Here is a 19561-nt window from a genome sequence, read left to right as displayed (position 1 = left end):
GTGACTTGAGATGTTATATAAGGATATATATTCATTTACTCCAACTGGAAAAATTGAAAATGATATAAAATCATTTCTATTAAAATACAATAAAGAACTTACTTATAAACATTCAATTCGGGTGGCAAAAGAAGCCCGTAAAATTGCGATTACGTATCATGTAAATGAAGAAAAGGCAGTGATTGCAGGATATTTACATGATATTAGTGCAATCTTTCCAAATGAAGATCGGGTTGCAGTTGCTGAAGAATTTGGAATAGAGATATTACAAGAAGAACGAGAATTTCCAATGATTATTCATCAAAAGTTATCGAAAGTAATTGCAAAAGAGATATTTAAAGTGGATGATGAAGAAATCTTAAATGCAATTTGCTGCCATACTACACTACGTAAACATGCAACGAAAATGGATTTAGTGTTATTTGTTGCTGATAAAATAGAATGGGATCAAAATGGAGCACCACCATATTTAGTAGAAGTAAAAAAAGAATTAGAAAAATCTTTAGAACATGCTGCTTTTGCATATATTTCATATTTGTGGGATAGAAAAGACACGTTGGAAGTTATACATCCATGGCTAGAAGATGCATATTGGCAGTTAAAAGAAATTGTAGAGTAGAAAGGAATTAAGAATGCAATTAAAAGAATATATGAATGAAACATTCCCTGGAGTTACATTAGTACCACATATATACTTTCAATGGGAAAATCATTTGCATTTTCATTTTGGGAAAGGGAAAGACCTATTTGTAGAAAGAACCGACGATGTAAATAGGGAATACTTCACTCAGCTTTATACATATAATAAATACTTATTTGAAGATATATTTTCAAAAGAAGATGAAGTTTTTTTAGTAACAAATGTTTATCGATTTAAAAAGGAAAATGTGAAAAATCCGCAGAAAATTAATATATATAGACGTTTTATTCATAATAGAGATTTAAAGTATCATATAAGGCAAGAAACAATACCTTTTTTATTTGAAGAAGAAGAAGCTGACTTGTATTGTACTTATCAATTTTCATTAAAATGTTTTGCTTGTGATATAAAGTATACACCGCTTATTCAAGCTGCAAATCATGAAGATTTTCTAGGTCTTTATCCTCGTTTTGGACGCAAAAAAGAAATTTCTTATCCAGATGTATTTCTCATAAATGCAACAAAAGATATTATCATGTTTATTTACGATGATAGAGGATGTGAAGTAATTACGAAGAATAAAGAAACAATACGAAATTTATATGAGAAATATAAAGAGTGGATTCCAGATTATGAATGAGAAAGTATAGATAAAGTATTTACATGATAACAATAGGGGAAGTGAAGCATGTAATGAAACGTATTGCAATCGTATCCGCATGGGAACCAGAACTTACGTATTTGCATCAATATTATCCAAGTGAACGTATTGAAAAACGAGCAGCTTGGGAATTTCATTTTCATTATATTAATAATATGGAAGTTATCTCCGTAATAACTGGAGTTGGGAAAGTAAGTTGTGCTAGTTGTGTGCAATTATTAATTAGTGAGTTTCAGCCAGATGAGTTGTTTATGACAGGAATATGCGGAAGTCTATCAAATAAGGTGAAAAATGGACATATTGTAGTAGCCCTTAATGCAATACAACACGACGTTACTGCTGCTGGTTCAGGGGAAGATATTTTTAATTTATATAATGGTAGGACAGCACCTATTGAAACAACAAAGTCACTTGTAAGAAGAATAAAAAAGATACGATCTTATGATCCGATTCATTATGGTACATTTTTATCTGGAGATCAACGTATCCGTAGTTCAGAAATGAGATATTTACTCCATACTGTATATGGAGCATTAGCGGTTGATCAAGAAGTGGCAGCTTTTGCTTATGTGTGTCAAATCAATAACAAACCTTTTCTTAGTTTAAAAGCTGCATCAGATCAAGCAAATGATAAAACGAAAGAGGAACAAAAAATCTTTAAAATGTTAGCGTGTGAACGAGCGTGCGAGCATTTAATTGCTTTTTTACGTGTACATGAGATTAATGTAGTAAATAATAGATAGTAAGAGGGGTTAATATTGGAAAGTACAAATAAAATAGCTATTCTGGGTGCAAACGGAAACGCAGGGAAATTCCTTGTAAACGAAGCGTTAGAAAAGGGATATCAAGTAAAAATATTAACAAGAAATTCTAATAATATCAAAATAACAAATGAAAATTTAGAGATTATTAATGGAGATGCACGTGATTTTGTTTCAATACGCAAATTACTTAAAGGGTGTCGAGCTGTAATTAATGCGGTAGGTCAACCAAAAAATGAATCTTATATTTTTAGCACAGTAACGAAGCATATTTTAGAAGCAATGAAAGAATTTGAAATAAAAAGATATATACTAATTTCTGGAGGTTCTTTAAATGTTACAGGAGATCAAAAGGGAATTGTAAATAAAATAGGAGCTACCTTGTTTAAAGTATTTTTATCAAAGATGATGCAAGATAAATATAAAGAATTGCAAACTATTCAAGGTAGTGATGTAGATTGGACAATTGTTAGATTACCATTTGTTATAGAAGGGAAGAGCATTGGAAATATAAAAGAGAGTTTAGTAGATATGCCAGGAATCAAAATTCAAAATAGTGATATTGCACCATTTGTTATAAAACAAATTAACAGTGAGAAATATGTAGGGAAGTGCCCGTTTATTTCAAATTAAATGTTAAAGAATGATGGGTAGAGTGAAACTAGTACATTTTACGTATTTGAATGCTAAGTTTAACACGAGTAAGTGGGGGAGAATTTTATATGATTCAATACAAAAGATGCAGTGAAGTAAGTATAGATTTAGTGTATGAAGCTTTTAAAGATGGATTTTCAGATTACATTATTAAAATGGAAGTTTCAAATGAAGATTTTATAAAAAGGTTTTTGGGACCAGAAGGGAATTCACTAAAACATTCCTTTCTTGCTTTAGACGGTAACAAATCTGTTGGTGTAATACTTGGCGGGATAAAGGATTATGAAAACATAAAAACAATGCGTTGTGGAACATTAGCGGTTCATCCTAATTACCGCGGTATTGGTGTGAGTCAAAAATTATTTGAACTGCATAAAGAAGAGGCGCTTCAAAATGAGTGTAAGCAACTTTTTCTTGAAGTCATTGTAGGCAATGACCGAGCGATTCATTTTTATACGAAATTAGGCTATGAAAAAGTGTACGATCTATCTTATTATAATTTAAAAGATATGACTAAAATAATAAATAAAGATTGTAAGGGAATTGAAGTAAAACAATTAGAATTTCCAGCTTTTAAAGTTGAAATTCAGAAATGGTTACACTTCCATATAAATTGGCAAAATGATATGGATTATATCGGAAAAACAAACAATACATTTTATGGTGCATATGTCGATAATGATTTAAAAGGTTCTATATGTATGAATGAACAAGGTAAAATTAGTTTTCTTTTCGTAGACAAAGACTATAGAAATCGTGGTATTGGATCAAAATTATTACAAGTAGCAACAGAAAACTTAAATGTATCAAGTTTATCAATTGGGTTTCCAAACAACAATTTACTGGAAGGGTTTTTAAAGAAAACTGGATTTGAAAAGAATTCATTAGCACAATATGAAATGTATGTATTATTATAAAAAGCGAAAGGAGTCATTCTTTCGCTTTTTATTTTTGTGCTATATTGATATTTTACTTTGTATAATATTCTTTTTTTATGTAGAATAGATAGGATGGGAGGGGATGAAATGAATAATGGATTAAAGTTTAAGATTTTTGAATTGCATTGTTTCGTTCAAAAGACTTATTCTGATATTAAAATAGCATGTGATATTGCTATTTATCAAGAAAACACTTCTAAATATTTAATTTCATTAGGATTTTTAAATAAATCATATATGACTTATATAGAAGCAAAAAGATTTTATCGTGAAAATGAAGAACTTATAAGTGTAGAATTTGATAATTTCTTTCATACATATGATAAATTAGAACAAGAATTAAAAAAAGTTATTTCAACTGAAGATAAGAATCCTTCATTGCTACATAGCAGATTTGATCAGTTTCAGCAAAAAGTTGAAAATATAAATGACCTAATAAAAGTATTGCAAAACGCTCGTTAAAGAATACTTTTTCTTTTTCATATAGAAAGTATGCATTAAAAACATATTAGGGATATGACATATTGAAGAGGTGACTTTTGTTGATGACAGAAGTCATCTTTTTATAATACGGTTTTGCGTAATGTGATGTACTTTTTATTTTTTCTATTTTTGATAGGAATACATTTAAGCAGTTTCATATTTTAGGAAATTATACGAGGAAAATAAAATGAAGAATAAAAAAGAAATAGCTATAGTTGTATTAACAACAGGATTAGTTTTAACAAGTGTAGCACCATACGGAGTAGTTTATGCAGAAGAAACGGGTCAAATGCAAGTTGATATTCAAGAGGGTTCGTTCCGTACAGGTGAACTTACACAACCATCACAAAAGACGCCAGAGAATATAGTGAAAGATGCACTTAAGGAAAAGACCGAGCATGCTTTGTCTCCAAAACAAGTTAGTGGAGACAAAGGGGTAGATTACAAAGTTGTTCAAAAACGTAGTTCTTATGATGGGACTACACTTGTGCGTATGCAACAAATATATGAAGGTAAAGAAGTATATGGACACCAATTGACTGCTCATGTAGATAAAAAGGGTATTATTAAAAGTATTTCAGGAGAAAGTGCACAAAATTTAACACAAGAAGATTTAAAGAATACTAGTAATTTATCAAAAGAAGAAGCAAAACAATTTATTTATACGAAGTACGGAAACGATATTAAATTTATTTCTGAGCCAGAAGTCAAGGAAGTTATTTTTGTAAATGAAAATAATGGACAGGCTAGCAATGCATATCAAGTTACATTTGCCGCTGCAACACCAAACTATGTATCTGGAACTTATTTAGTGAATGCTCATAATGGTGATATGTTGAAAAATATGGTGCAAGAGTCAAGCTTAAAAGTAAGTGAAGAGCAAGTGGAATCTTTAAAGGAAACTAAAAAAAGCAATTTTAAATCATTAACCGGAACTGGAAAAGATGATTTAGGTATAACTCGTACATTCGGTATTTCTGAACAAAGTAATGGGAAATATGCGCTTGCAGATTACACAAGAGGGCAAGGAATTGAGACATATGATGTGAATTATAGAGATATTAGTTTTGAAGAAAAATATTATCCTGGTATATTAGCAACTAGCACTTCAACAACATTTAATGATCCAAAGGCGGTAAGTGCTCATTTTTTAGCAACAAAGGTATATGATTTTTATAAAGATAAATATAAGCGTAATAGTTTTGATAATAAGGGGAACAAAGTAGTATCAGTTGTACATGCATGGGATTCTGGAGAAACAGATGATCCTAAAAATTGGAGTAATGCATTTAGTGCTAATGTTAACAATGTTAGTATGCTTATATATGGTGATTCAATGGTTAGAGCGTTTGACATAGCGGGCCATGAATTTACGCATGCGGTTACATCTAGCGAATCTAATCTTGAATTTTTCGGAGAATCTGGAGCAATTAACGAGGCGTTATCTGATATTATGGGAACGGCTATTGAGAAATATATAAATAATGGAGAATTTAATTGGACAATAGGAGAACAAAGCGGATCAGTTCTACGTAATATGAAGAATCCATCTTCAATCAATTTTTTTGATGGAGTACCGTATCCAGATGATTATAGCAAATACAGTGATTTAAACGGAGAAGATAATGAGGGCGTCCATTTCAACTCAAGTATTATTAATAAAGTCGCGTATTTAATTGCACAAGGTGGCACTCATAACGGTGTAACTGTAAATGGTATTGGTGAAGATAAAATGTTTGATATTTTCTATTATGCAAATACTGATGAATTGAACATGACTTCTAATTTCTCTGAATTAAGATTAGCGTGTCTTAAAGTTGCAACAAACAAATATGGGGTCAACTCAATTGAGGTTGAAGCGGTCCAAAAAGCTTTTGATGCAGCGAAAATTAAAGGGCCAGTGAAAGACAACGAAAAAATCGCAGAAAATCACATCCCAGAGTTAACTGTACCGTTTACAATTACACTGCGTGTAGGTGATACGTTTGACCCGATGAGTAATGTAATAGCTGTTGATAAAGAAGATGGTGATTTAACGAATAAAATAAAACATAAAGGCGATGTAGATACTTCTAAACCAGGTACATACATTGTGGACTACTCGGTTGTTGACTCTCAAGGTGGGAATGCAACGGCTACACAGACGGTAATTGTAGAGGGAAATGGAGAAATATTAGATTTAAACCCTACATTAACAGTGCCTACTGCAGCGACAATTCATGTAGGAGATTCATTCGATCCAATGACAAAAGTATTAGCTATGGATAAAGAAGGCGGCAATCTTACTTCTAAAGTAAAAGTTAATGGTGAAGTAGATAGCACTAAAGCTGGTACTTATGTACTAACGTACACAGTGACAGATTCTAAAGGTCATGAAGTAACTGCGAAACAAACTGTAACGGTCAAAGTTAGAGAAAAAGTTGAAAATGAATTACCAATACTAAAAGTACCTGCTACAACTACAATTACTGAAGGAGATCAATTCAATCCAATCGTAGGTGTATCAGCTACTGATAAAGAAGACGGTGATCTTACTTCTAAAGTAGCATATGAAGGTATTGGAGATACCACTAAAGCTGGTACTTTTGAAATAATATATAGTGTCACAGATTCTGTAGGTAATGAGGTACATACAATACAAAAAGTATTAGTGAAGGATAAAGATACTAGCAAAGCTAAAGGTATTACTAATAATAGTAATAACGGTAATATCACGAACAGCATTAATTCTGATAAAATAGAATCTACATATAAAGAGCTTCCCAACACGGGTGCCAACACAACTAACAGTGCAACAATGGGCATATGGATGATTATTGTCGGTACAGTACTCACTTTGGTTCGCAAATTTAGAAAGATATAAAAATAATAGTAGAAATTATTTCTCACACAATAATTATTAGATGAATTTTTTACTTAATAAGATTTTAGTATTTAAGTAGTGTATTTGGCTTCTATAAAACTTTGTGCCTGGACACTGTTTTGCCTACAGACCTACATTACATATAAAGCACGTTACTATTCTCATTCAAATAAAAGAATAGTAACGTGTTTTTTGATTTAAAAATAGTCTAAATTCAAAAGGCCATGAGTGTGGAAGTAATTCTAATCTGCCATTGATAAGTTACTAAAAACACTTTGTTTTAATGAAAGTTTAACTCTATATGACAACATGAGATTTTCGGTATTTAGCAGGTGTTTCGTTAGTGAATTTTTTAAAAATTTTAGTAAAATAGCTTTGATCACTAAAGTTGAGCGAAGCACATATGTCTGATAAGGGATAGGTTGTGAAAGTTAATAACTTTTTTGCTTCTTCGATTCGTTCTCGTTGAATGTACTCAATTAATGAAATACCGACTTCTTTTTTGAATAATATAGATAAATAATCTGAATTTACGTTTGCAAATTTAGCAAGTTGTTTAACAGATATTTGATTGTAAATATTTTCAAAAATATAGTTTTTGCAAATAGCGATTGTCTTTGAGTGCTTCTGTACTTTTTGTGCTTTTACACGGTCTGCAAAAGTACAGAAAACATTTCTTAATAAATCCCAAACAGATTCTGTGTCTTTTAAATCCTCTGTCTTTTGAATGTGTAGATCGTAAATCTTGTAAGCGATCCCGGAAGGAAGTCCTCCTTTTATAGCATATCTAGTAGCAAGTGTGATGGATGAAATACAAATGTTTTTATGACGTCTTAATTGATGAAATGAAGATAAGGATGAAAGAGTCTCTTGTTGGAATTCGTAATAATATTTGAGTGCGCTTTCTTTATCCCCGTTTTCTATAGCTCCAAGTAGTTGGTTCTCTATATACAAATTATGACAGATAGATTCGTTTTTTTGCATTGAAATATATACATCCTCGTTTAAGATACTGCTATGACTTACATGAAATGAGTCACTGTTATTTGAAAAGGTACTTACATCTGAATTTTTTTTATAGAGAATGTTATAGAACAATATTGCTATATTTACAAAGAAATTTTGATCTTTGACTGACAATGAAAAATAATGGTCTCTTGTTCTTTTATAATTCGAAATAAAATTAAGGTTACTATCCGTTTTACTTGTAGAAAAATTTACATGTGTCAAGGGCCCAATAATAACAGTACCGTTCACTATATAATGGCTCTTTATGTGAATTAAAATGAAGTGCCCTAAATATTGGTGAGTTCTGAAGATAGGCGAATTAAATGAATCATTTTTTTGAAAAAGCACATGTAACTGTTCTATTTTTGATTTATAGAACGAATGTGAATCATCTTTTGATGTAAATTCTAAAAGAATATTTTTGTTACAATCTAAAAAACAAACTGGAATTTCAAAATATTGGAAAAACATATTACAAATGTACTCTATCTCAATTAGACTGAGCTTTTTAGTCATATTATTCCTCCTTACAGTTGTGTGTAATAGTTGAATGTTTATATATTCCCTTTTTTCATAATAAGTAGAAACGGAAAAACTTTATCTATAAAAATTATAAACTTCTAAGAATAATACCATAATTTAACATGATTAGCACATATTATTTGAATATAAAGGTAATAGTTTTAGCGGGTAACGTAAAATATGAATTGTCACACTTATTCGTTGTTCATTGCTTATATGTATTAGAAATGATTAAGATTGGATTTTAAATAGAGATAGGAAGGGAGAGATTAATGAATTGAAGTTAAGTTAAGTAATTAATGAAAATTTGCGATAGAAGTTAATATGTAATGATTTTTGAAGTAGAGATATAAGTGTAATTTAGGGGGAAAACTACATATATCATACGGAGAGACAACGTAATAATAGAAAATAAGAAGAGTGAATAAGTGATTGTAAACAATGGATTGTTGGACGACTATGTTTTAGGTTACTCGTTTAAATCTGGTACTTGGCACACTATTGCTTTTAAGAGGGTAATAGTAATAAAGAGATTTTTAAAATGATAGAAGTAGTAAAGGGGAAAAGAGAAATGAAAAAAATATTTAGTGTGCTTTTAGTATTTTTCTTAACATTTTCTACATGGTCTAGTGTATTAGTAAAGGCAGCTTCACCATCCAAAGGTACTTTAACGATTCATAAATATGAACAAGAAAAAGATGGCGCACCGGGGCTAGAAGGTGATGGCTCTGCAAATCAAGAGGTACCAACAAATGCGAAACCGTTAAAAGGTGTAACGTTTGAAGTGAAAAGGGTTGCATCGTTTGAAAAAATTTCAAGCGATGGGAAAATCGTGAAAGAAGATGTGAAGCCTGTAATGGGAGCAACTCCAACTCAAGTAGTAACAGATGATAACGGGCAAGCTGTATTAAAAGATCTTCCGCTAGGACGTTATGAAGTGAAAGAAGTGGCAGGACCTCCGCATGTTAACCTAAATCCAAATACGTATACAGTGGATATTCCATTAACGAATAAAGAGGGTAAAGTGCTAAACTATGATGTTCATATGTATCCGAAAAATGAGATTAAACGTGGTGCAGTTGATTTAGTAAAGACTGGTGCAAATGAAAAAACATTAGCAGGTGCAGTATTCTCTTTATTTAAAAAAGATGGTACAGAAGTGAAAAAAGAGTTAGCAACAGATGGTAATGGGCATATTCGCGTGCAAGGATTAGAGTATGGGGAATACTATTTCAAAGAGACAAAAGCGCCGAAAGGGTATGTACTAGATCTGACTAAACACGAGTTTTTTATAAAGACCTCCGGAACTATTAACGAAGATGGAACAATTACTTCTGGTACAGTAGTTAAAGTAGAAGTGCAAAACTATGAAGAACCAAATATTGATAAAAAGATTAACGGGAATTTGGAAGCGTTACCAATTAATCCGTTAACTAATTACAATTATGATATCAAAACATTAATTCCAGAAGACATTAAAGAATACAAAAAATATGTAGTAACAGATACTTTAGACAATCGTTTAATGATTCAAGGAAAACCAGTCGTGAAAATTGATGGAACGGAAGTAAATGCAAGTATTGTAGAGGTAGCTGTAGAAGGCCAAAAAGTAACAGTTACAGTAAAAGATTTCACAAAGTTAGATGGTAAAAAAGAATTTCATTTACAAATTAAATCACAAGTAAAAGAAGGAGTACTATCTGGTTCGGAAATTTTAAATACAGCAAAAATTGATTTTATAAATAAAAATGATGTAATTGGAGAAAAGGAATCTAAACCTGTAGTTGTTGTTCCGACAACTGGAATTATCGAGTTAACAAAAGTTGATGGTGCTGATAAGAAGAAATTAAAAGGTGCGGAGTTTGTACTTAAAGATAAAAATGGAAAAATAGTTGTTGTGGCAGGTAAAGAAGTCACAGGTGTATCAGATGAAAATGGTGTTATTAAATGGACTAATATTCCATATGGAGACTATCAAATTTTTGAAACGAAAGCACCAACTTATACAAAAGAAGATGGTACAACAGCTTCATATCAATTATTAAAGGACCCTATTGATGTAAAGATTGGCGAAAATAATCAAACGGTTAAATTATCGATTGAAAATAATAAAAGTGGATGGATTCTTCCTGTAACGGGTGGTATTGGAACGACTCTATTTACTGTACTAGGCCTTGCGTTAATGGCTACAGCGGCATTTGTTTTCTTTAGAAAAAAGTTTGCTAATAATTAAGGTTGTAGGAACATGTAACCAAGTGATGTGAAAAGGGGAGAAGCAAAATGCTTCCCTCTTTTCGATATTTTAGTATATGCAGAGGTGGAAATATGAAACGAAATCTTGTTTTAGGAGGTATTTTTTTATTTGGATTAGCTATTTTTTTATATCCTACTATTAGTAATTGGTTGGCGACTCGTGCACATTATTCTGAGATTAGCTCCTACGATAAGAAGATCAAAGCACTACAAAAGAAAGAAGTTGAACGTAGGGAAAAAGAAGCAACCGAATATAATAAACAAGTTCAAACTTCCATGAAAACATTTGCAGATCCATTTTCTGAAGAAAAAAATAATAATCAAGCATATGCAGATGCGTTAAATTTAGGTGATGTAATGGGGTATATTGAAATATCGAAAATTAATATAAAACTGCCAATCTATCAAGGCACCTCTGAGGAAGTATTGAGTCGCGGGGTAGGTCATTTAGATTATTCTTCACTTCCGGTAGGTGGAGAAAATACACACACTATTTTAACAGGGCATCGTGGTTTACCATCAGCAAAATTATTTACAGATTTAGATAAGTTGAGTGAAGGAGATCTTTTTTATATTCATTCTTTAGACAAAATTCTTGCTTATAAAGTAAATCAAATTAAAGTAGTGTTACCACACGAAACGGACGATTTAAAAATTGTGGAAAATAAAGATTATATAACATTAATTACATGTACGCCTTATGGAATAAACACAAATAGATTACTGGTTCGAGGTGAGCGTGTGGAGTTTAACGAGAAAGAAAAACAAAAAATGCGTAAAGAGATATTTATGTTTAATAAGTGGACCGTAGTAGTCTTAATCCTATTATTATGTGTGTTACTAGTCGCAATTTATAAGAAAAAATTAACTCGATAGAATGAAGTTAATTATCCTGTATTAATGGGCAGTGGGACCGAAAATCCAAAGATAAGCAAAGAAGGTATATAGGGGATGAAGTACATCCTCACTGAAAAAAGTTTCACTTTATTCGACTGTAGAAAAAATACGGTAAAGGTGGGAACAAAGGAATTGAGGTTACGATTAAAGTTGGTAAGTATTCATTTTATGGTTTTGTTAATGTTATGTGTAAGTTTTGTCGTATATGCACCAAAAGAAGCATATGGATCCACGACTAACTTAGAAGGTCTAGGGGATATATCGCGTTATAATGCTGTTGTCTTTGGTAACCATATAGCAGTAGGTGGCGACATTGAAGGAGCAATTGCAGTTCAAGGTGATATGGATGCATCTGGTTATACAATTGTAGGTGCAGCAGCGGGAACATCTAATATAGTTGGGGAAAAATGGGATGATGAGGGATATCCATCCTTGTTATTGTCTGGAAAATTTAAAAAATCAAGAGAGGAATCTTTTATCATTCAAAACGGAATAGTCGTAATGACAAAAGAGAGTGATCCAGATCGTATCATACAATCTTCTTATGATCGTATCGTTTATAAAGAAAAACTAGAAATTGACGCGAAATTTAATGAATTTCACAACATAGTGAACCAAGTCAGTAAAAATGCAGGTCAATATAAAACGAATACCCCAATTCCAAATATGAGTTATGGAATCGGAAAAGATATAAACAATCCTAATATTTATGTTTCATCAGAAATGGTAGGGAAAATCAATTTAGATATAAGAGATGTCTTTTTACCTAATGCTAAAGGAAAAGATTTTATCGTTATGTATTCGGATGCAATAGAGGTTACATTTAAAAATGGTGCTATCTTATATGACACGAATAATATTGGTAGGGCTACAGATATTATTCCCACATCACAACCCTATTCTCCTAATTCACCGTTCACTGAGTTATACGGGAAGGTGATTTGGGTTTTTCCTAATGCAAAAAAGATCACAACAGAGGGATATGGTGTCGTTGGGAGTGTGTTTGCTCCAAATGCTGTATTAGAAACAAAAGGCGGTTCGATTAATGGACAAGCATTTGTCGGTGCAGTACAACAAACTGGTGGATTTGAATTTCACAATTTCAAATTTAATTGGCAACATTGGAACAAGCCTAGTACAGGAAAAGTAAAGATAAAAAAAATAGATAGTAATAATGATAATAAAGAATTGATGGGGGCAAAGTTTCATATTGAAGATGCAAATAAAAAAGTAGTTGGTGAGTTAGTAACAGATGAAAAAGGAGAAGCGATATCAAAAGAATTACCAATAGGTAACTATACTCTTGTAGAAACAGAAGCGCCTAAAGGTTACGACTTATTAAAAGATAAAATAACTGTAAAAGTAGAAAAAGATGTAGTAGTAGAAATTAAAATAAGAAATAAGAAATTACCAGATCCGATGGGGAAAATGAAGCTAGTGAAAGTAGATACGGGAGAAAAAAATAAAAAGTTAGCAGGAGCAAAGTTTCATATTGAAGATGCAAATAAAAAAGTAGTTGGTAAGTTAGTAACAGATGGACAAGGAGAAGCGATATCAAAGGAATTACCAATAGGCAACTATACCTTAGTGGAAGTAGAAGCACCTAAAGGTTATGAATTATTAAAAGATAAAATAGCTGTAAAAATAGAAAAAAATACAGTAGTAGAAATTAAAATAGGGAATAAGAAATTACCAGATCCAATGGGGAAAATGAAGTTAGTAAAAGTAGATACGAGCGATAAAAATAAAAAGCTAGCAGGGGCAAAGTTTCATATTGAAGATGCAAATAAAAAAGTAGTTGGTGAGTTAGTAACAGATGGACAAGGAGAAGCGATATCAAAAGAATTGCCAATAGGTAACTATACCCTAATGGAAGTAGAAGCACCTAAAGGTTATGAATTATTAAAAGATAAAATAGCTGTAAAAATAGAAAAAGATACAGTAGTAGAAATTAATATAGGGAATAAAAAATTACCAGATCCGACTGGGCAATTTGAAATTGAGAAAGTAGATGATAAGGATAGTAATTTAAAACTAAAAGGTGCTGTATTTCAAGTCTTAGATAAAGAAGGTAAAGAAGTTACTAGACTAACAACGGATGAAAAAGGAAAGGTGATTTCCAACCAGTTAGTACTTGGAAAGTATACGATTAAAGAAATAAAAGCGCCAAACGGATATATGTTACTTAGAGATCCAATAGAAATAGAAATTACAGAAGCGGTAAGGACACAAAAACTAACAGTGAAAAATGTGAAAAATAATTGGGTAATCCCTAATACTGGTGGCAGCGGAACAACAAGTTTTTACGTGATTGGTTTTGTGATAATGTTTGGCGTGCTATATTTCTGTAAGAAAAATCGTTACATTAGATAGTTTTTAGGGGATGAGTTCGGTATTGTACTAGATTCATGCTACTAAATTTGTTGAAGAAGGAAGGATAATAGTAAACATAGAATATATTAATAATTAAAATGTTTACGAGGTGAAAGTGATGGCAATAAAACAAGACGAAATTAAAGTAGTAGTCGGAGCTGGGGTGTTTAATAATAATCCAGGTTGGATACAAACGCAAGAAGATGAACTTAATTTACTAGATAAAGTTACGTGGGAAGAAAGATTTGAATACAATTCTATTTCAGCTATTTTAGCTGAGCATGTATGGGAACACCTTACTTTTGAAGAAGGTGTAAGGGCAGCAGAAATTTGTTATGAATTTTTAAAGCCAGTAGGGCACATTCGGTGCGGTGTTCCTGATGCATTTTTCCGAGACAAAGCATACCAAAATATAGTTCAAATAGGCGGACCTGGTCCGAAAGATCATCCAGCAGCAAGTCATAAAATTGTTCATAATTATAAAACATTAACGGAAATGTTTAAAATTGCTGGATTTGAGGTAGTTTTACTTGAATATTGTGATGAAAATGGTCAGTTTTATTGCAACGAATGGGATGCAAATGACGGTGTTATTTTCCGTTCGAAAAGGTATGATTTTAGAAATAAAGGTGATAAACTTGGTTTTCCATCTTTAATTGTTGATGCGATTAAATGATAAGTTTTTCAAGCAAGTAATTATAAAAAGCAGAAAGTGTTCTTTCTGCTTTTTATTTTGCAAAGGGGATGAATATACTATGCAACCTATAAAACAAGTGGTATTAACATGCATTACTCATGATCCAACAGGGAGCTTATTATCTACAATAAAAGAACTAAAAGAGGAATTGTTAAATTTAAATTATGATAAAAAATATATAACAATTAGTAACGTAACACCTAAAGAGGTTGTAAAAGAACTAGCAGAATGTAACTTCCATATAAATATAGTAGAAAAATTAGGAGTAGGGAACGCACGTAGGGATTCTTTGAAGTTTGTTAGTAACTATAATCATGATTACTATCACTATTGTGATTTTGATCGTTTGCTAACTTGGATTAAAGAATATCCAGCTGAGCTTAATTCGTTCATTCAAAATATACTTGATGTAGATTACTTAATCATTGGCAGAACGGAGAAAGCTTTTCAGACACATCCTGAAGAATGGAAAATTACAGAAACAGTATCGAATAAAATTATGTCATTACAATTAGGGAAACAAGTAGATATTACAGCTGGTTCATGTGCGTTATCAAAACAAGCAATTGATTACATAATAAAATATTCTAAATGCAGAATGACTGATGGAGAATGGCCAATGATTATAAATACTTTTACAGATTTTAATATTGGTTACATTGCGGTAGAAGGTTTAAAATACGTGAACAACCTTAACCAAGATAATATTATTGACCCGATAAAAGCATGGTCAATTAGATTAGAGCTCTCATATATAATAAGTCGATCAATTTTGGAGTTAACAAAAACCTCTTAAATTAATGGGATGTAATAGTGATTTCCTTTTTAATTGAAATCATGTAAAATAAAAATAGAACGTACATTCGTTTAGGCGGAAAGGAGGTTAATTTATAATGTTAGCTGTAATAGATAAACAAGGTAATGAATATGTAGTACAATTTGAGCGTTATTTTTCATATTCGATAGAGGAAGTTTGGTCTGTTTTAACAGAAAACAGTAAGCTTAAAAAATGGATGTCTAATTTACAAATTGAAAGTCTTAAAACGGGTGGAATAATAAAGTTCGACATGATGGACGGTTCATTTATAAATATTGATATTTTAGAATGTCAACTAAACACAGTACTAGAATTTAGTTGGGATAAAGATCGTGTCCGATTTGAAATACATAAAGAAGAAAGTGGTACTCTTTTCCTTCTTAAAGAGTACATTCATGAATTAACTGATCACACACCGAAAGATTTAGCTGGTTGGCATATTTGCTTAGATCTTTTTTCTGCCGTACTAGAAGGAAAAGAAAAAGCATTTTCTAAAGATGAATGGCAACAATGGTTTGAAACATATAAGGATAAGATCATTGAAGTGAGATGATAAATTGTATAAAAGGTTATATTCATTGTGTAATTATTACACTGTAAAAATGATTTTAATGAAAAAATAAGAATAGAGGTTAATATGAAAGTAAATCAATTAATTGCTAATAACATAAATAAATTAGATACAGTGATTCCATTTAATAATTCGTTTGGAATCGCTGGTTTATCAGGATCAGGTAAAACAACTTTTTGTCAAACAATCGGCGAAGAATCAAAAAAACGATTAGTTTCTTTATTGCCAAAGGCTGAATATCAATATTTATTTCCTAACATTATGGAAACGAATTTTAGTGCTATTAAGATGGAAGATATGCCTTTAGTTCTTTTTCTAGGAAAATCATCGATTTCTTCCAATCCACGTTCAACAATCGGTACACATACTGGTATTTTCACAGAGGTACGTGAAAAACTTGCTGATGTATTTCATCTTTCACCTGAGGTTTTTTCATTCAATAACCAGTTAGGCTGGTGTACTGGCTGTAAAGGGCGAGGTACTACTAAAACTATTGAGTGTAAAAAATGTAACGGAAAACGTTATAGCGAAGAAATCGAACAACATACTATAAATTTATTTGCTAAACCACATACAATTTCAAATATAAATGATTTAAGTGTTGAGTCTATTCTTTCGTTAGCGGAAGAGTTAAATATTAGTGAAGCAAAGCAACATATACTGCAAAATATAATTAATATGAATATTGGTTATTTAACTTTAAATCGAATTATGGGTACGTTGTCAGGTGGAGAGTTAACAAGACTATATTTGGCTGAATTCATGGCAGTAAGTGAAAATGCTGTAATTATTATTGATGAGATTTCAGTTGGACTTGATCATGAAACATTATTACAAATATTAGAAGAGATTAAGCAGTTAGGGTGTAAAAATCAAATTTGGCTCATCGATCATTCGGATACAGTACTGGATACAACAGATGAGCAATTGTTCTTTGGACCTGGTAGCGGAAAATATGGTGGACAAATTGTGCAAGAATCACCAAGACCAAAACCAATACTGTCGGATTTAAATCAAGAAATACCAACAGAATATTATACATTCCAAGAATTATATTGCCGTAATATCCAAATGGTGGAGTTTCAAATTCCTAAAAATAGGCTTGTAACGGTTACAGGAGAATCTGGATGTGGGAAATCTACACTTGTCAATGAATGTTTAGCTGCAGATTTCTTGAAACGATATCCAAAAGATATATTAGTTATGGTAGGACAAGATCGAAATCAATCCATTACAAGTCGATCAACTGTAGCCACTTTCCTAGATATTAAAAAGAAACTAACAAAGTATAGTGAAGAAATTGATGATATTTTTGAGCGTTCGATCGAGGATATTATAGATGAACTTCCAAATGAAGATATTGCATATAAACGCTTGAGTCTACTAATTAAATTAGGACTTGGTTATTTAACGTTAGAACGAAAAACACAAACATTATCAACAGGTGAGTTTCAATGTGTTCATTTAGTTTCGGAGTTATTTGCAAACACAAGAAATCCACATACATTATTTATTTTTGATGAGCCTTCAAAAGGTTTATCACAAAATATTTTAAATCAATTTATAGATAGTGTTAGAGGGATATTGCAAGATAAATCAGTCTCTATCATTATGATTGAACATAATAGTTACATGTTAGAAAGCTCTGATTATATTGTAGATTTCGGGAAAAGAAAGCTTGAATCTATAAAGAATCTTGATGTAGTAAGTCATGAAGATTATTATAGTCAAAAAAGTAGTGTGAATAATGCTGAGCAAATACATATTTCTTCAGCGCTTAAGCATAAAGAAGGCGTTCACTATTTAGAAGGAAATCATATTAATTATTTTAAAAATGCCGAAAACATTTATAAGGGTGGTATTTTAAAAAGTTTATCATCAATGGCCCGTTTAATTTATGGTGAATATGAATCTGATACAATTGCACCTGTTGTTGCTATTGATCTTGAAAGACATTTATATAGTCAATATAGTTTCTTATATGAAATTGGTGGACTAATTAATCATATGGTAGCTGCTCATCCAACTAATAAAGATACGAGAAGTTTTGATTTCTATTCACAGGACAATCATTGTCCATCTTGTTCTGGACGCCTTCAAATTGAAGTTTTTGATAAAGATATTGCAATTCAAGATAAAAACGTTCCATTTTGGGATGGTTTATTTGATCCGGAAATCATGAAAGTATTAAAATTTTATCAATATGAAAAAATAGAATTTTTATTTGAAGAAATTAAAAATGAGCTTGGTCACGATTTATCAAAGAGCTATAATGATATGTCAGAAGAAGAAAAGCATACGTTTTGGTACGGATATTTTGAAAAATCATTTTATGATAAAAAAGGAAAGACACGCAGAACATGGGTAGGATTTAATACGATTATTGGTGGATATATTGTTATTTCAAAAGCAGCTATTAAAGAGGAAATTAAGACTTCTAAAGAATTGATAACATGTCCAATTTGTGAGGGAACGGTATTAAATCATCAAAAACCGCTTAAATTTGCTAACTTCGATATTCGTGAAATTATCAATCAACCTATTGATGAAGTGTTGAAGATAGTCGGTGATTTACCTGCACTTCAAAAATTGAAATCTATTGTTGGTGGCGATTTGAGATTGACAGAAGATGTTTCTTTATTGCCAAGAAAAGCACAAGTTGCACTGAAAATGTTTGAATTAGAACAGGCAAGCTTTTCAAACTACGAAATGGTGTTACAAAATGTCTTACCATTCTGGGACGAAATAAAAGGAAATATCGAATCCATTAGTGTTAATAATCAAGTAACTGTTTGTGATTTCCCTAATGTTTATGAAACGAGAGAAAACATTATAGATAAGTATTTCACAAATGGTAAATATAAAAAACTTACGTATGTATACGAAGCGTTTGGATACAAAAAGTTAGTTACCCAAATTAATAAAATTAAAAAAAGTAATCCATGTCCATTCTGTAAAGGAAAGAAAGTTATAACGGAAGATAATCTACATGATGGTGTATTTAAACTAACGATTCCATGTGTAACTTGTACTGCAACTGGTATTAATGACGAAGGACTAAAAGAAGTTGTTGAGGGCGTGGATGTACAAACATGGTTAACTGGAAAAGTTTGTGATGTTGTGGATGAAAGCTTATTAACAGAAGATGTTTCGCAAATACCAATTTTTAATCGTATTCGCGAATTGGATAAACGAGATATGATGGCGGTTTATGAATGTCTTGAGAGTAATCAGTAAAGTTTTATTAGTTTATGTGTTATTAACATAACTTATATAAAACGTATATTCTATATAATAACGCAGTATGAGTATTACAAGGTAATGAAAGAAGATCCAATTTCTTAATGTAAAAATTAAGGAATTGGATCTTTTAGTATTTTTATGTCCCGTATACTACATTTCCAACTAAGATATTTGGAGGAA

At 31.3% G+C, this 19561-nt stretch carries 15 protein-coding genes; 14 read left to right on the top strand and 1 reads right to left on the bottom strand.

Annotated elements, in window-relative coordinates; genetic code table 11:
• Positions 1-10: 10 nt before the first annotated feature.
• The 7 genes from yqeK (at position 11) to QCI46_RS14825 (ending at position 7000) form a co-directional block, all read left to right on the top strand.
• Positions 11-619: a bis(5'-nucleosyl)-tetraphosphatase (symmetrical) YqeK gene (gene yqeK / locus QCI46_RS14855; protein ID WP_353840697.1), complete on the top strand. Its 609-nt coding sequence runs from the start codon at positions 11-13 to the stop codon at positions 617-619.
• Positions 620-632: 13 nt separating this feature from the next.
• A complete protein-coding gene (locus QCI46_RS14850; RefSeq protein ID WP_353840696.1) occupies positions 633-1280 on the top strand; it encodes a DUF3885 domain-containing protein in 648 nt (215 codons plus the stop codon).
• Between the two features lie 26 nt (positions 1281-1306).
• A complete protein-coding gene (mtnN, locus tag QCI46_RS14845; protein WP_137015065.1) occupies positions 1307-2044 on the top strand; it encodes a 5'-methylthioadenosine/S-adenosylhomocysteine nucleosidase in 738 nt (245 codons plus the stop codon).
• A 15-nt stretch (positions 2045-2059) separates the two neighbouring features.
• Positions 2060-2695 carry an SDR family oxidoreductase gene (locus tag QCI46_RS14840; protein ID WP_353840695.1) on the top strand — a complete coding sequence of 212 codons (636 nt, stop codon included), beginning with the start codon at positions 2060-2062 and terminating at the stop codon, positions 2693-2695.
• Between the two features lie 89 nt (positions 2696-2784).
• The gene (locus QCI46_RS14835; RefSeq protein WP_098204231.1) at positions 2785-3633 is read left to right on the top strand and encodes a GNAT family N-acetyltransferase; all 849 of its coding nucleotides are present in this window, start codon (positions 2785-2787) and stop codon (positions 3631-3633) included.
• A gap of 108 nt (positions 3634-3741) precedes the next feature.
• Positions 3742-4116 carry a hypothetical protein gene (locus tag QCI46_RS14830; protein WP_088063527.1) on the top strand — a complete coding sequence of 125 codons (375 nt, stop codon included), beginning with the start codon at positions 3742-3744 and terminating at the stop codon, positions 4114-4116.
• A 208-nt stretch (positions 4117-4324) separates the two neighbouring features.
• Positions 4325-7000, top strand: coding sequence for a M4 family metallopeptidase (locus QCI46_RS14825; protein WP_353840694.1), 2676 nt, complete (start codon positions 4325-4327; stop codon positions 6998-7000).
• 297 nt (positions 7001-7297) lie between these two features.
• Here QCI46_RS14825 and QCI46_RS14820 read toward each other — a convergent pair whose 3' ends face one another.
• The gene (locus QCI46_RS14820; RefSeq protein WP_353840693.1) at positions 7298-8524 is read right to left on the bottom strand and encodes an AraC family transcriptional regulator; all 1227 of its coding nucleotides are present in this window, start codon (positions 8522-8524) and stop codon (positions 7298-7300) included.
• 577 nt (positions 8525-9101) lie between these two features.
• Here QCI46_RS14820 and QCI46_RS14815 point away from each other — a divergent pair.
• The 7 genes from QCI46_RS14815 to QCI46_RS14785 all read left to right on the top strand — a co-directional run bounded on the left by QCI46_RS14815 (position 9102) and on the right by QCI46_RS14785 (position 19375).
• Positions 9102-10763 carry a SpaA isopeptide-forming pilin-related protein gene (locus QCI46_RS14815; protein WP_353840692.1) on the top strand — a complete coding sequence of 554 codons (1662 nt, stop codon included), beginning with the start codon at positions 9102-9104 and terminating at the stop codon, positions 10761-10763.
• 92 nt (positions 10764-10855) lie between these two features.
• Complete coding sequence (locus tag QCI46_RS14810) at positions 10856-11659, top strand: class C sortase (protein WP_353840691.1); 804 nt, start codon at positions 10856-10858, stop codon at positions 11657-11659.
• A 153-nt stretch (positions 11660-11812) separates the two neighbouring features.
• A complete protein-coding gene (locus QCI46_RS14805) occupies positions 11813-14053 on the top strand; it encodes an MSCRAMM family protein (protein ID WP_353840690.1) in 2241 nt (746 codons plus the stop codon).
• A gap of 118 nt (positions 14054-14171) precedes the next feature.
• The gene (locus QCI46_RS14800; protein ID WP_353840689.1) at positions 14172-14729 is read left to right on the top strand and encodes a class I SAM-dependent methyltransferase; all 558 of its coding nucleotides are present in this window, start codon (positions 14172-14174) and stop codon (positions 14727-14729) included.
• A gap of 79 nt (positions 14730-14808) precedes the next feature.
• Entirely contained in the window at positions 14809-15546 is a 738-nt protein-coding gene (locus tag QCI46_RS14795) for a hypothetical protein (protein WP_353840688.1), read from the top strand.
• 97 nt (positions 15547-15643) lie between these two features.
• On the top strand, positions 15644-16120 hold the full coding sequence (locus QCI46_RS14790; RefSeq protein ID WP_353840687.1) for an SRPBCC family protein: 477 nt from the start codon (positions 15644-15646) through the stop codon (positions 16118-16120).
• 84 nt (positions 16121-16204) lie between these two features.
• Positions 16205-19375, top strand: coding sequence for an ATP-binding cassette domain-containing protein (locus QCI46_RS14785; RefSeq protein WP_353840686.1), 3171 nt, complete (start codon positions 16205-16207; stop codon positions 19373-19375).
• The last annotated feature ends 186 nt before the right edge of the window (positions 19376-19561 follow it).

The organism is Bacillus cereus group sp. RP32 (genome assembly GCF_040459735.1).
Lineage (GTDB): Bacteria > Bacillota > Bacilli > Bacillales > Bacillaceae_G > Bacillus_A > Bacillus_A wiedmannii.
This window is presented reverse-complemented; position numbering and strand designations above follow the sequence as displayed.